This window comes from Pseudoalteromonas sp. TB41, from assembly GCF_000497975.1.
In the GTDB taxonomy this organism is placed as follows: Bacteria; Pseudomonadota; Gammaproteobacteria; order Enterobacterales; family Alteromonadaceae; genus Pseudoalteromonas; species Pseudoalteromonas tetraodonis.
In genome coordinates this window covers 26,496-40,575 of sequence record NZ_AUTH01000121.1, presented here as the reverse complement: position 1 = coordinate 40,575, position 14,080 = coordinate 26,496, and the positions used below count along the sequence as shown (strand labels likewise).

General features: G+C 40.1%; 15 protein-coding genes. 9 read left to right on the top strand and 6 right to left on the bottom strand.

Going from position 1 to position 14,080, the window contains the following annotated elements; translation table 11 throughout:
* Window positions 1-479: IS3 family transposase (locus L641_RS0121660; protein ID WP_024601065.1), on the top strand; the 479-nt coding region annotated here is incomplete at its 5' end.
* A gap of 20 nt (window positions 480-499) precedes the next feature.
* Window positions 500-1,396 (top strand): UvrD-helicase domain-containing protein, encoded by an 897-nt coding sequence (locus tag L641_RS0121655; protein WP_024603124.1) that lies wholly within the window; start codon window positions 500-502, stop codon window positions 1,394-1,396.
* Between the two features lie 37 nt (window positions 1,397-1,433).
* Here the strand turns inward: L641_RS0121655 and L641_RS0121650 are convergent, their stop codons facing one another.
* Together L641_RS0121650 and L641_RS0121645 are read right to left on the bottom strand one after the other, a co-directional pair.
* Window positions 1,434-2,603: an MFS transporter gene (locus L641_RS0121650; protein ID WP_024603123.1), complete on the bottom strand. Its 1,170-nt coding sequence runs from the start codon at window positions 2,601-2,603 to the stop codon at window positions 1,434-1,436.
* A gap of 317 nt (window positions 2,604-2,920) precedes the next feature.
* Window positions 2,921-3,868: a sodium-dependent bicarbonate transport family permease gene (locus L641_RS0121645; RefSeq protein WP_024603122.1), complete on the bottom strand. Its 948-nt coding sequence runs from the start codon at window positions 3,866-3,868 to the stop codon at window positions 2,921-2,923.
* Window positions 3,869-3,992: 124 nt separating this feature from the next.
* Between L641_RS0121645 and L641_RS0121640 the strand changes: the two genes are divergently transcribed.
* Together L641_RS0121640 and L641_RS0121635 are read left to right on the top strand one after the other, a co-directional pair.
* Window positions 3,993-4,937, top strand: a complete 945-nt coding sequence (locus L641_RS0121640) for a LysR family transcriptional regulator (RefSeq protein ID WP_024603121.1) — start codon at window positions 3,993-3,995, stop codon at window positions 4,935-4,937.
* 122 nt (window positions 4,938-5,059) lie between these two features.
* Entirely contained in the window at window positions 5,060-5,476 is a 417-nt protein-coding gene (locus tag L641_RS0121635) for a hypothetical protein (protein WP_024603120.1), read from the top strand.
* Window positions 5,477-5,805: 329 nt separating this feature from the next.
* Here L641_RS0121635 and L641_RS0121630 read toward each other — a convergent pair whose 3' ends face one another.
* The gene (locus L641_RS0121630; RefSeq protein ID WP_013465114.1) at window positions 5,806-6,204 is read right to left on the bottom strand and encodes a hypothetical protein; all 399 of its coding nucleotides are present in this window, start codon (window positions 6,202-6,204) and stop codon (window positions 5,806-5,808) included.
* A gap of 181 nt (window positions 6,205-6,385) precedes the next feature.
* Here L641_RS0121630 and L641_RS0121625 point away from each other — a divergent pair, with 181 nt between their 5' ends.
* Window positions 6,386-6,889, top strand: a complete 504-nt coding sequence (locus tag L641_RS0121625; RefSeq protein WP_013465113.1) for an Mpo1-like protein — start codon at window positions 6,386-6,388, stop codon at window positions 6,887-6,889.
* A 25-nt stretch (window positions 6,890-6,914) separates the two neighbouring features.
* Window positions 6,915-7,706, top strand: a complete 792-nt coding sequence (locus L641_RS0121620) for an SDR family oxidoreductase (RefSeq protein ID WP_024603119.1) — start codon at window positions 6,915-6,917, stop codon at window positions 7,704-7,706.
* 155 nt (window positions 7,707-7,861) lie between these two features.
* On the opposite strand, the gene L641_RS0121615 is transcribed toward L641_RS0121620, so the two are convergent.
* The 3 genes from L641_RS0121615 to L641_RS0121605 all read right to left on the bottom strand — a co-directional run bounded on the left by L641_RS0121615 (window position 7,862) and on the right by L641_RS0121605 (window position 10,136).
* Complete coding sequence (locus L641_RS0121615; RefSeq protein WP_024603118.1) at window positions 7,862-8,407, bottom strand: hypothetical protein; 546 nt, start codon at window positions 8,405-8,407, stop codon at window positions 7,862-7,864.
* 296 nt (window positions 8,408-8,703) lie between these two features.
* On the bottom strand, window positions 8,704-8,883 hold the full coding sequence (locus tag L641_RS0121610; RefSeq protein WP_024603117.1) for a DUF6435 family protein: 180 nt from the start codon (window positions 8,881-8,883) through the stop codon (window positions 8,704-8,706).
* 92 nt (window positions 8,884-8,975) lie between these two features.
* Window positions 8,976-10,136 carry a PQQ-dependent sugar dehydrogenase gene (locus L641_RS0121605; RefSeq protein WP_024603116.1) on the bottom strand — a complete coding sequence of 387 codons (1,161 nt, stop codon included), beginning with the start codon at window positions 10,134-10,136 and terminating at the stop codon, window positions 8,976-8,978.
* 366 nt (window positions 10,137-10,502) lie between these two features.
* Between L641_RS0121605 and L641_RS0121600 the strand changes: the two genes are divergently transcribed.
* From L641_RS0121600 to L641_RS0121590, 3 genes are all read left to right on the top strand, one after another.
* Window positions 10,503-11,546, top strand: a complete 1,044-nt coding sequence (locus tag L641_RS0121600; protein ID WP_024603115.1) for an FAD-binding oxidoreductase — start codon at window positions 10,503-10,505, stop codon at window positions 11,544-11,546.
* Window positions 11,543-12,595 carry an acyl-CoA desaturase gene (locus L641_RS0121595; protein WP_024603114.1) on the top strand — a complete coding sequence of 351 codons (1,053 nt, stop codon included), beginning with the start codon at window positions 11,543-11,545 and terminating at the stop codon, window positions 12,593-12,595. The genes L641_RS0121600 and L641_RS0121595 overlap by 4 nt, the downstream gene beginning before the upstream one ends.
* 226 nt (window positions 12,596-12,821) lie before the next feature.
* Complete coding sequence (locus tag L641_RS0121590; protein ID WP_288369064.1) at window positions 12,822-13,823, top strand: branched-chain amino acid aminotransferase; 1,002 nt, start codon at window positions 12,822-12,824, stop codon at window positions 13,821-13,823.
* Window positions 13,824-14,080: the final 257 nt, after the last annotated feature.

Below are 14,080 nucleotides of genomic sequence, written 5' to 3'. Positions count from 1 at the left end.
TTGCCACATGGAGTGGGTTTGTTTATGTCGCTTTCGTGATAGATGTTTTTTCACGATACATTGTAGGTTGGCGTGTATCAACGACAATGCACACAGAGCTTATTCTTGATGCGTTAGAGCAAGCTATTTGGCATCGTGGCAACCCCGAAGGGTTAATTCACCACAGCGACAGAGGCAGCCAATATTTGTCTATACGATACACTGAGCGACTTGCTGAAGCTGGAATTCAAGCGTCTGTAGGCAGTGTGGGTGACTCTTATGACAATGCATTGGCTGAAACAATAAATGGATTATTTAAAACAGAGATTATTCGCAGAAATGGCCCGTGGAAGAATGTTGATGCTGTTGAATACGCAACGTTAGAGTGGGTCAATTGGTTTAATAATCAACGCTTATTATCTTCAATTGGGTATATTTCACCAGCTCAATATGAAACAGACTACTATGATAATTTAAACGAGTCAGGTAAAGTGGCCTGACTTAAACAAACTGGTCTCCGATGAACTCGGGGCGATTCACTGCAGGGAAATTTGCTTCACCTTGGCGTTATATCATGGTCGATGAATTTCAAGACATATCGCCTACGCGTGCGGCGCTGGTTAAAGCGCTGCGCGATAGTAAGCCTAGAAGCTCATTGTTTGTAGTGGGCGATGACTGGCAAGCTATTTACCGTTTTAGTGGTGCTGATATGCGCCTTACCACAGAGTTTGCCGCACATTTTGGTTTTACTACACAAACCATACTGGATGTTACGTTTCGTTTTAATAATAAAATTAGTGAGGTTGCTTCATGTTTTATCATGAAAAATCCTGCCCAGTTAGCTAAGCAAATTGGTTCATTAGCACAAGTGACAAAGCCCGCTATTAGTGTATTAAAAACAGCGAATGTTGTCTCAAGCAAAAATACAAAAATAGCTGAGCTAAATAATGGGGCACTTGACCATGTACTTGGCGCTATCAACACAAATAAGCCCGCTATTGTGTATTTACTGGCGCGGTATCGATTCCAGCTACCTACTAAAGCCGATATTAACGCCTTGCAGCACACCTTTTCTTCATTGCAAATTGAGTGTGATACCTTTCATGGTTCAAAGGGTAAAGAAGCCGATTATGTAGTTATATTAGGTATGCATGGCGGGCAATTTGGATTTCCGAGCACTAAGCCATCGCCTGCAATGTTAGAAGCTCTCTTACCCACTAAAGATTTGTATGCCCATAGCGAAGAGCGACGCTTATTTTATGTGGCGCTCACTCGTGCTAAACACAAGGTGTTTATCATAAGTGATGACAACAACCGCAGCTGTTTTGTTGACGAGCTCATAAACGAGTATCAAATTGAGCTAAAAGAGTTAAAAAACATAGCCAGTAAAGTGGTAGCGCAGGTAAAAACCGCTTAGTGGCAAACGAATAAGCTTAAGCGGTTTATCGCGTTAGTTAACCTGCAACAGGGGTGTTACCTGTGGGTATTTTTTTCATACTTTTTATGAGCATATAAATACAGGTGGTAATTAAACAACCACCTAAATAAATAAGCACACCATGGCTTGCATCAGAAAAATGCGTTGCCAACAACGGGCCTAATACAGAGCCGACACTGTAGCTGAGCAGCATTATTTCAGTGGCTGACACTATTTTTGCCATAGGTAACGAGTCGCACGCTAAAGTAATCGCAATCGGATAAAGTGCAAAACTACACGCACCTAATACAAAGTAACTTACAACTAATCCGCCAAAGCTATGTGCGTTTAATATTCCCATTACGCTGGCAGCACCAACAAAACAAAAAATAGCCATAAGTAAGCTTTTTATAATACGGGTTGATAAATAACTCACTAAAGGTTGTACCAGCATGCCACCTAAAATAATCACCGCCATAAGTAAGCCGGTATATTGGGCTTGATCAGTTTGCGCGGCTATATAAACAGGTAATAACCCGTAAATAGGGCCTAGTAATAATCCTGATACTAAACAGCCTAAAATAGCAGGGCGGCTGAGAGTTTTTAACTCTTTAAGTGGCAGCTTTTGTAATTGCTGAGCATTAGGTTGGCCTGTGGTAATTAATAATGGAGCTAAAATAGCCAACGCCAAAAGGGCCACGACAAATAAATACGGTACGGCACCTTCAGTGCCAAGCGGTGTGATTGCTAATTGCCCCACAGCGCTGCCACCATATAAAGAGGTCATATATAAACCTAAGCGTTTAGCTCGCGCCTTAGGTGTATTCGCCATTAACAACCACGACTCAACCACTACAAATACTCCCGCAACAGCAATACCAGCAACAAAGCGAGCAATTAACCACATTGTGGCTGTAGGGGATATAATCTGTGCAATAACACTGATGATCAGCAACATTAAAAATGCGATAAATGCCATACGGTGGCCAATTTTTACTACCACACGCTCAATACACAGCGCGCCAATAAGTAAACCAAAATAAAAGACGCTGGCAAGCCAAGGCGCAAGATCAATACTTAACTTAAAAGCACTCAGTGATAACGGGATCAGGCTCATTAAAAAGCCCGAAGCAATAGCAAAAAAAGATAAACCAATAACAGGGGCTAAAGGATTATTTGATTTACTATTAGCGGCAAGTTCCACCATTAGATTATTCCGATAAAAAGGGTTTAAATAATTGCTGATTTAGGTGTGATAGTGGCGCGATTATTTGAAGCAGGTTAATTTGGCTGCGAATTTATGCTGCTTTTTATACCAAGTAAAGTGTTTTTTAATTGCTCAATCAAAATAATTTTTAAAATGTTTTTTTACGTAAACTAATCGCTTAATTGCAATCTGATTGTAGAAATAAGTTAGCGTTTTTGTTTTATATTTGTTGATTTTTTAAAGAGGGTGATAACGTAGTAATGGCGGGGTATAGTTAAAAAATACAAGCCCATGTTGGGCTTTTATTGGTGTTTATTTTAGTGCATGGCAAGCGCAAGCTTATGGTACAAACCAATACCAACAATCACATTAAACGGAAACGTTACCCCTAAAGAGCTGAGCATAGCTAGACCAATATCAGCCTTGGGAACGGCTGCTTTAATTGCCGCAGGGGCTGCAATATAAGACGCACTAGCCACTAAACTACCGAGTATCACCACCGAGCCTAATTCTAATTTTAATAGTGTGCCTACAGCCACGCCGATAGTACCTAAAAATAGCGGAGTAATAATAGCAAATGCAGCGAGTCTCCAATGCTGCCAAGGAAATGGGCGCAGAGTTTGCGCAGCCACTAAACCCATTTCAAGTAAAAACAATGCCAGTACTACTTTAAAACTACTGGTTAAAAGACTGGTTACTTGGCTGCCTTGCTGTGTGCCATACATCATTCCGATGATCACACCGCCTACCAATAAAATCACGCTTTTGTTAGTGAGTGTTTCGTGCCAAAGCGCTTTGAGTGACAGTGTATTACTTTGGCTATGTTGTTTATCGAGTTTACGATAAAGCATTAAACCGACAATAATGGCAGGTAATTCGAGCATCACTAAATACAGTGTAACCTCAGCACCTACCTCTAATTTAGCTGACTCTGCATAAGCCAATGCAACTGCAAAGGTACCTGCGCTTACCGAGCCATAATGCGCAGCAATACTGGCGCTATTGGCCACACTGAGTCTAACAACATATTTTAAAATAGGGTAAAGAGTAAGGGGAATAAGACCACCGAGTAACATAACCGAGGCCATTTCAGGAAGAAGTTGCCAGCTTAAGTTACCATGCAGCACCATGCCACCTTTTAACCCTATGGTGAGCATTAACAATAGACTTAGTGTGTCATAAGTGGCTTTAGGTATCGCTAAATCAGAACGTAAAATCCCCGCCACTAATCCTAAAATAAAAAACATTACGACGATATCAGGCACACTGTTCTCCTTTTTGTTATTAGTTACTCAATTTGTTAAGCGGCGCTATTGTAAACCTATCTTTGCATAGCAAATAATAAAATGAATGATAGTATCTTATAGATAAAAATCTATGAGGTGAGTAATGAACATAAGGCAACTATCATTTAGGCTACTCGAAGTCTTTATGAGTGTAGTTAAAACCGGCTCCATTAGCGAAACAGCTCGGCAATTGCATTTAACCCAGCCTACCGTTTCTTTGCAAATTAAGCGCTTACAAGAAGCCGTTAATGAGCCTTTAATTGTTATGCAACAGCAAAAATTACAGGTTACCGAGGCTGGCTTACAATTATTTAGAACTTGTGAGCAAGTGTTTGGGCACTTTGATGATTACCAAGACTATTTAGCCGAGCTTAAAGGCGGGGAGCGCGGGCGCTGTAAAATTGCCATGGTAAACACTGCACAATATATTTTGCCTAAGTTACTTGGGCCTTACAGTAATGCCCATCCCCATGTAGAGCTGCCATTAGAAATTGGCAACCGCTCTGCAGTGTTAGCGCGTTTTGAGCGTGGAGAAGACGACATTTATGTGTTTAGCCACCCACCATCACTTGAACATGCCCAAGCTGCGCGTTTTTTACATAACCCCTTAGTTTTTATTGTGCCGCTTGATCATCCGCTTGCCGATGTAAAAGCATTAACATTAGCTGATTTAATGCCATATCGATTTTTATTAAGAGAGCCAGGCTCTGCTACGCGTATGCTCTTTGAAAGCGAATTACAAAGCCGTGGTTTAGTCCTTAGTGATAGTGTGCAAATGGCCAGTAACGAAGCCATACGAGTTGCTGTTTCCTCGGGAATGGGGATTGCTGTGCTTTCCCATCATGTATTACCAAAAGGCGATAACAGTTTTAAAGTGCTCAATGTAACCGACACCTGCTTAGCCAGCCATTGGTATTTTGTAGTGCGCACAGACAGGCATATTTCTCATGCTGCGCGCAGCTTTTTAAAATTTGCCCAGCTGAATTTAGAGCAATATCTCGATAAGCAATGGGTGCGTAATGAGCTAAATGGGCTTAATTTAAAATAAAGAGTTAAAGCGAAGCGAAAAAATATAAGTTGGTATTAAAGTTGCTGTAGTTATTCACATACAAGTATCTAAGTGAAAATAGTTAAAGATAGATATTTTAACGCAAAAATGGATTTGAGCTGATGACATCAATAACCTTTAAAAATCAATATAGTACTTATGTTAGTACAATAAATAAACCGGCAAAAGCTGACGAAGTTGCGGCAACTTCTGGCCCTGCGGCAACAGCTAAAACCAGCGATAGCGAACAAACGCAAATCGCAAGCGCTAAGCCACATGACAAAAGCTTTTTAGAAAATGCGCAAGAGGCGCTTATCTATCAACGATTAGGAGTTGATAAAGAAAAAATTGCTGAGTTAAAAGCAGCAATCGAAGCATTGGCAGAAAAACTTCAAGAGCAAGGTGCTGATATAGACACCATTAAAGAGCAGCTTGCAGAGTTACAAAAAATGCTGGAGCAAGAATACGAAAAAGGCACTGATCGAATGGCCATGCAACCTACGCATGAAAAAGGCAAGCTTGTAACCGCGTTAGCTTAGATAACGACACGTTGCAAGCTCATTTACTTCTGATTTTAAATAGATTTTAAGAATTATGCACAAAGAGGGCAATGAGACGCTGCGCTTTTAGAGCAGTGATCTAAAGCATATTTTTTATGGCTTCTCATTCAATTCTCTCAGCTCATACTGTTTTTTATGATCAATTTACAAAGAGGGCGAAGAGACGCTGCGACTTTAGAGTAAGCGGCTGAAATAAATTTATTTTTTCCTGCTTATTTTATCCTCATTCATTTCTATCAGTTTAAATTATTTTTAAGTGATTAATACACAAAGAGAGCGAAGAGACGCTGCGCTTTTAGAGCAGTGATCTAAACCATAACTTTCATCTGCAACCAAAAAACCAAGCTTGGGCATATAAAAAGTATCAACATGCCTACACTAAGCAAGTTGCCTTTAAAGAGATTAAAGTCATCAAAAATTCTCTGCCACTTATATTTAAATAAATACCTACCCACAAAAATATCTAAACTAAGCATTATTATTAGCCACATTAAGCCTAATTTAAAACAATCTAGGTAATTTGTAGGGGCAACCCATGGCAGGGCTAACCAAGCTATAGCAAAAATAATGGCGATGCCTGAGAGTAAACTAAGTGTTTTAGCGCGTCGTTGCCCATATAATCGATGCAGAACTCGCACCCGAATGTTGCCATTAATTATCTCGCCTAAAGCAAGTAATAAGCCTATGGCTAGAGCTTTTAATAACATGATGATTTCCTTATATTACAAGGGCCAACAGTTAAGCATTTATTTTAAATAGTTTACATCAATACCCAATTAGAGAGCCATTAGTTAGCCTTTTAATTTATAACCATCGGTATTTGTTGTTATTGTGCGCACTTTTTTATAAGGTGAACTTTGCTTATAAAAATAACAACGGGATCAACCTATGAAAACTCTACAACAACAACTTGGCCAGTATGGCTTGTATCATCGTTCAAAGCGTAACGTATTAACTCACTTTTTTGGTATTCCACTGATTGTATTTGCGGCATTGTGCTTACTAGCGCGTGTTGAAATTCCTCTAGGGAGTTTTAATGTCGATGGGGCGCAGCTTTTTGTCCTTGCCAGTGTGGTTTACTATTTTATGCTGAGCTTTTCGCTAGGTTTAATCATGGGCATCATTTTTACTTTATTGTTAGTGGCAGCGCAGCCTATCGCCGCAATGCCCTTTACATCTTGGCTGACGATTGGTGTGGGTGTGTTTGTATTTGGCTGGGTGTTACAGTTTATTGGTCATTATTTTGAAGGCAAAAAGCCCGCTTTTGTTGATGATTTAGTGGGTTTAATTATTGGCCCTTTGTATGTCACCGCAGAGCTGTTATTTTTAATGGGTTTTTATAAAAATTTAGAACAGCAAGTTAATGAAATAGCGGGCCCAACTAAAGCATAATCAGTCAAAGACTATAAGGTAAACCATGGATTATAATAATAAAACAGTGTGGATCACCGGTGCATCATCAGGTATTGGTGAAGAGCTTGCAAAACAATTTGCAGAGCAAGGTGCGAAGGTTATTTTATCAGCGCGAAATATCGATAAACTCAACCAAGTAAAAGACGAGTTAAAAGGCAAGGGGCATAGTGTTATTCCCCTTGATTTATCAAAGCCCGAAACTGTACTGCAGGATGTATCAGCGCAAATAGATAGCTTAGGCCCAATTGATATTTTAATAAATAATGGTGGCGTATCACAGCGTAGTTTATTTTTAGAAAATGACTTTAAAGTGTACCGCCAACTCATGGAAGTAAATTACTTCGGTTTAATTGCACTCACTAAAGCAGTGCTACCTTCAATGGTGGCGCGAAAAAGTGGTTCTGTAGTGGCTATTAGTAGCGTGGCAGGCAAAGTGGGCTCTAAGTTTAGAACGGGTTATTCAGGCAGTAAATACGCTGTAGTAGGCTTTATGGATTGCTTACGCGCCGAAGTCGCGCAGCACAATATACATTGCTTAACTATTTGCCCTGGCTCAATTAAAACAGCAATTGCCCATAATTCATTGAACGAGCAAGGAGAGGCACAAAACAAACCTGAGCCTTCAATAGAAAATGGTATGAATGTAAATGTAGCCGCATCGAAAATGCTCACCGCAATCTATAATAAAAAAGACGAAGTTGTAATAGGCCAAGGGTTGAGTGGTTGGGCACCGTTTATAAAACGGTTTTTCCCTAGTTTATTTAATCGCTTAACCGCCAAGGTAGAATATAAATAGCCTGAGAATTAGTGGACTGTTAGCAAAAATTTAAGTTAAATTTGTGCTGACAGTGTACTTCTATTTTTTAAATAATGGAGACGTTAAAGTTAATGATGCATAGTGTTAAGCTAAGAGTATCTTTATCTGTAACTTTCCTTTTAGATAACAATTCGCTACGAGGCTTTTACTGCTGACTCTTTTGATTTATTGAAGATCACAATAGAAAATATAACTTCTGTTATGCCACCAACAAAAGCACCAATGACGAAGTTAGCATTTAATAATATACAAACTACTCCCGCTAGCATAAGCACAGCACCTAAAAGCCAATAAACTTTTGCTCCATATAAAGTATTAAAAATTAAATAACGCACACCCATTGCCAACAGCATTATTGGATAAAACCATTGCAGATGCAGCTTAGAAACATAGAAGGCGAGGAAAAAACCAACAAATAAAATAACGGTACTTTCTAAAGCAAGTTTGCCTAATGGGTTTGTGGAGTCATGTTGTCCAGGGCGCTTAAGTACTTTTGATAGCAACATAGCCAGCGGGTGTATAAACATACCACCAATAAACAGGGTAAGCATACTCGCTTTAGTTGAATACAGTACTGCAATTAAACCAGCAAAACACCAAACTAACCCAGAAATAACAACACCTGTTGCGCCACCAAAATAGGCGAGATCCATGTCTTTTTGTGCTTGCTTAAATTCCATAAATACCCCGTGACCTAAAAGTGGATATACCTCAAACAGAGGAAAGTAATTATTGGTTAATAATTCCACTAATTAACTTTAATGTAAACAACTGATTATGCGAGAAATAAAATGGCTTTTGAGTGTCGCACAATAGGGCTGTAATAACGTGATGGGGGAAATGCAAATTGAACTTATAAGAAGTGTATCTAATTTTACTTAGTTGGATAAATGTTTATCGAAGTTATTTAGTCTGGGAAATACAAACCCCGCACTGTTAATGCGGGGGATAGGTTTAAACTCATTTGGTTAAATGTTTACTGGGCTTTTTTGGCTTCGAGCGCTTCTATTTCATTCCAAATTTTTTCAGCCTCGTCGGTTAACATAGCGTAGCTTTTTATATCGCCTTTTCTTTGCGCTTGCATGCCTTGTTCTAATTTTGCGTCGTATTCTTTACGTAATTTTTTGATTGGATCTGGCTTTAAAAATGAAAACATCAACACCCTCGTTGTTTATTAGCTAATTACAGAAACAATACGCAGTGAAGACGCAAAAAGTTTGCTGTTACTGTAATTAGCTTATTAAAAGATTATTGTGGGTCAAGGCGCATAATGCCTTGGCCGTCCAATCCTAAGTAAATAGTGCCATCATCACTTTGTGCTAGACTGCGAATACGACCAATGCCTTCCAGTAATTTACTTTGTTTAACGACATTGCCATCTGCTATTTCAAGTACGCTAATAAACGCGTATTTCATTGAAGCGAGTAAAAATTTTCCTTTAAGCTCAGGATACTTGTCACCTTTTACGAGCAGCATGTCTGAAGGAGCAATAGAGGGTGTCCATTGTAATGTGGGCGCTTGCATGCCTGATTTTTCGGTTAAATCGGTAAACGAGATGCCACTGTAGTTAATACCATAGCTTACCACTGGCCAGCCGTAGTTAGTTTTAGGCTTAATCATATTAAGCTCATCGCCGCCACGGGGGCCGTGTTCGTGTGCCCAAAATACATTATTTTCACCATCGAACCACATGCCTTGTGGGTTACGATGCCCGTAAGACCAAATCGCTGATTTTGCGTCTTTTTGTTTTACAAATGGGTTGTCGGTTGGAATTTTACCATCGTCGTGTAAACGATAAATTTTACCGCCATCGCGGCTTAAATCTTGTGGGTTAATATCTCGCGAGCCGCGATCGCCAATCGAAAAATACACATAATTTTGGTTATCAAACACAATACGGCTGCCGTAGTGCTGGCCTTTTTTAGAATTATGCTCGCCTTTGTATAATTGTTGTGGCTCGCGTAATTGGCTGTGATCGTTACTTAATTTTGCGCGCATAAGTGCGGTGTTACTGCCAGCACCGTCACCTTCACTGCTTGAGTAAGTGATATACAGCCATTGATTATTAGCAAAATCAGGATGCAGCTCTAAATCAAGTAGGCCGCCTTGGCCGTTGGCATCAATTTTAGGTAGCCCAGAAATTTTAGTTAAGCTGGTGGTATTTTTACGCAATAAATATAAGGTGCCACTGCGCTCGGTTATTAATAAATCACCGTTTGGTAGAGCCTCAATAGCCCAGGGAATAGAAATCCCTTGGGCAACAGTGACCGGTTTTACATTAAGCGCTAATTTATCCAGTTCTTTAAAATCAACTGCATGAGCACTAAGGCTGGTAAGCGCCGAAAATGCCAATGCACAACTGGCTGTGGCGAGTGTAGAAAATTTTTTACGCGTTGTTACTTTGTTCATAATGGCTTCCAAAATTAACTAAATTTTAACTACCTTAGCACGCTATTGATCACAGTGTTAAGTAATTGGGATGAATGGAATTGCACACTATTTAACCGCTTTAATGTTGGTTTTTAGCTTAATGAGCTTGTTTATGTCCCTCAGGTGTTTAACTAACTTTACGGGTATAGGAATTAAAGACCGCTTTAAAAAAATTGAATAATTACTCTATTAGGGTTGAAATTTAAAAATTCGAGCGTACACTTGTGCGCTGAAAGTTAAGCTTACACGTGTAGGCTCAAATATTTAAAGCCCAGCACATGTGTTTGCTTGAATTCGCTTAACACAAAGTGATGGGTAGTCGATTTAAGTAGAGAATTAATCACCATGTTAACTTCGGTATTAGACCAATTTTCAAAATGGTTTTTACACCATCAAAGCTTTGCCGCTTACATAGAGCCTTTAATACAGGTCGTTAAACCTGCATGGCGAGCCGGCTTTTTTCGTGCGCAAATTGTTGATGTACACGCGTTGAGTGGTCAGTTTTTAAGTGTAACGCTTAAACCCAATAAACAGTGGCGCGCCCACATTGCGGGCCAGCATATTAGTTTAACGCTTGAGCTCAACGGGCGTTTGCTTACCCGTGTATTTACGCTTGCTTGCAGCCCCGCGCAATACAAAGCAACCGGATTGCTGCGAGTTTTAATTAAAACCAATGAGCAAGGACGTTTTACAGCTCAGTTGCAAAGCACATTAAAGGCGCCGTCGTGGTGTAATATTTCTGCGCCAAGTGGCGACTTTGTATTTAAAAGCTGGCATAAAGCCAGCACCTTTGTTGCTGGTGGCTCGGGTATTACACCTATGCTGGCAATGCTTAGCCAGCAATTAGCAAATACTCAGCACACCATCAAATTACTGTATTTTGCAAAAGCTAATGAGCACCAATGCGTTGAAGAACTTGCCGCATTAGCAGAGCGTTATGCGCATTTTTCTTACTTGTTACTCACTCGCGATATGAGCCCGCAATTAACTACGCATATAAACATCGATGACAATCCTGATATTTACTGCTGTGGGCCAGCAGCGTTTATGCAAAAAATTGCACATTTTGCAAACCAACATCATTTAACCTATTACCAAGAAGCCTTTAGCCTTGCATTGCCAAGCTTAAATGATGACAGTCAATTTACTGTAAAAATTAATAATGATCACCACGACGTAGCAGCGAATGAGGTGTTGTTAACTCAGTTTGAGGCAAAAAAACTACCTGTGCAGCGAGGGTGTGGGATTGGTATTTGTCATCAATGCCAGTGCATTAAAAAAACGGGCGTGGTGCGCAATTTAAAAACCGGTGAGTTATCAGATAACGGCGAGCAGTTAATTCAACTGTGTGTTAGCCAAGCGGTCAGTGATTTGGAGTTACAGCTATGACAACCATAAATTATCAACAATTAGCCGAAGATTTAGATGGCATAAAAATGTCGACGCTTGCCAAAGTAGGGCAAAAGGATGCTAATTATATACGCTCTATTGTCCGCAAGCAGCGACTGTGCGAAATAGGTGGGCGCATTTTATTAATGCTTGGTTTTGTACAGCCTTTATTGTGGGTGGCGGGTGTGTTGTTACTGGCTTTGGCTAAAATTCTCGACAACATGGAAATTGGCCACAATGTAATGCATGGTCAATACGATTGGATGAACGACAAACAGCTTAATTCAAAAACATACGAGTGGGATATAGCCTGCGACGGCCAAAGTTGGAACCGAGTACACAATTTTGAGCACCATACTTACACTAATATTATTGGCAAAGACCGCGATTTTGGTTATGGCTTATTAAGATTAAGTAATGACTTTAAATGGCGTTTAAAAAATACTTGGCAGTTTATTACCTATTTAAATTTAAGTGTGCTATTTCAGTGGGGCGTGTCGTACCATGAGCTGGCGGGTGAGCGTGTGTTTATAGGTAAAAAGAAGCCAAACCGCAAAGGGGCTGTAGCGCATAGTACGTTAAAAAAACGCTTTTTTAGTAAAGGGGCGCGCCAATTAATTAAAGACTATGTGCTGTTTCCACTTTTAGCGGGGCCTCTGTTTTTATGGGTGCTAAGCGGTAACTTATTGGCGAACCTAATTCGTAATTTATGGACATCAACCATTATTTTTTGTGGCCATTTTACCGAGCAAACGCATACCTTTTACGAGCAAGATTGTGAAAACGAAAGCCAAGGTCAGTGGTATTATCGCCAAGCGCTTGGGTCGTCAAACATTAAAGGGGCGCGTTGGTTTCATATTTTAACGGGGCATTTAAGTTTTCAAATTGAACACCATTTATTTCCAGACTTGCCATCGTCACGCTACCAAGAAATAGCACCACAAGTGCAAGCTGCTTTACAAAAGCAGGGCATTGCATACAACACCGGCGGTTTTTTTCACCAATATACTTCGGTGTTAAAACGTATATTTCGTTATTCATTTAAATAGAGGTTAATAAAATAGCCGCTACTATTAATTTATGCATTAAATAATCAGCTAACCTTAAATTGTTAGCTGATTATTGCATTAAAGAGTTAGCAAGTGCTTTTTTGATTAAATAATCATCAGTACATGCAAAAAATTCGTCTAATTAATTTAAAAACAGCCTGTTTTGCTATGGTTAAATAGTAGCGGGTTGTCATACAATGGAGAAAAATAGACCACACAAGAGAGAATAAAAATGGCCGCATTTGGTACTGTGTTTATGCCGCAGATGATTCAAGCTAAGTTTTCTGACAATCAGTGGGGCGAAAGCTCAATTGTTCCTTGCGATAAGCTTGAGTTGCATGCAGGTGCACACGTTCTTCATTATTCAAGTACATGTTTTGAAGGTTTAAAAGCCTTTCGCCATGAAGATGGTTCGGTAAATATTTTTAGAATGGATGCAAATATTGCGCGTATGCAGCAAAGTTCTGAATTATTAAGTTTACCAGCGGTTGATGGCGAGATGCTAAAAACAATGATCATCGATATTGTTCGTGAATACGCCGATGAAACGCCGCTTCCTCCTGGTTCTATGTATATTCGCCCAACCCACATTGGTACTGAAGCTGCCATTGGCAAAGCGGCTGCGCCTTCAATGAGTTCATTGCTTTATACGTTATTATCGCCAGTGGGTGACTACTTTTCAGGTGGTGCTACCGCGCTACGTGTTTTATTAGAAGAAGACGGCATGCGCTGTGCCCCGCATATGGGTATGATTAAAAGTGGTGGTAACTATGCTAGCGCGCTTGGCCCAATATCAGCAGCGCGAACTAAATATAAAGCCGACCAAATTTTATTTTGCCCAGGTGGCGATGTGCAAGAAACCGGCGCGGCCAACTTCATATTAATTGATGGCAACGAAATCATTACTAAAGCACTCGACAGCACCTTTTTACATGGTGTTACTCGTAATAGTATTTTAACCATTGCGAAAGATTTAGGAATGACGGTAAGCGAGCGTAACTTTACCGTAACTGAGCTTTTAGAGCGTGCAGCAAAACCAGGTACAGAGGCAGCACTTTCAGGCACTGCAGCAGTATTAACACCAGTAGGTACGTTTATCCATAACGATAAAGAATACAAAGTGGGTAATGGTGAACCAGGACCAACAACAGCACGTTTACGTCAAGCATTGAACGATATTCAATGGGGTAAAAGTGAAGATACACACGGTTGGTTAACTAAAATCTAATCGGGTTCTAGGGTCTGTTGACCTTTGCGGATTAAAATTTGTTCAAACTAGGGGCGGTTTAATCGCGGCGCGAGGTTTGTAACCTAGTGGGCTAAGTAAAAACCGAGCAACAAAGAGTAAATCGTCCCTAGGCAGAACCCTTCGGGCAGCGCCTGTTTGGCATTGATGCTGCGTTATCGCCTATTTATGGGGAATAACCACACCACATAGGCTATGCCTTGCCTAAATACCAAACAGACTGCTGCAAATTTAACCTT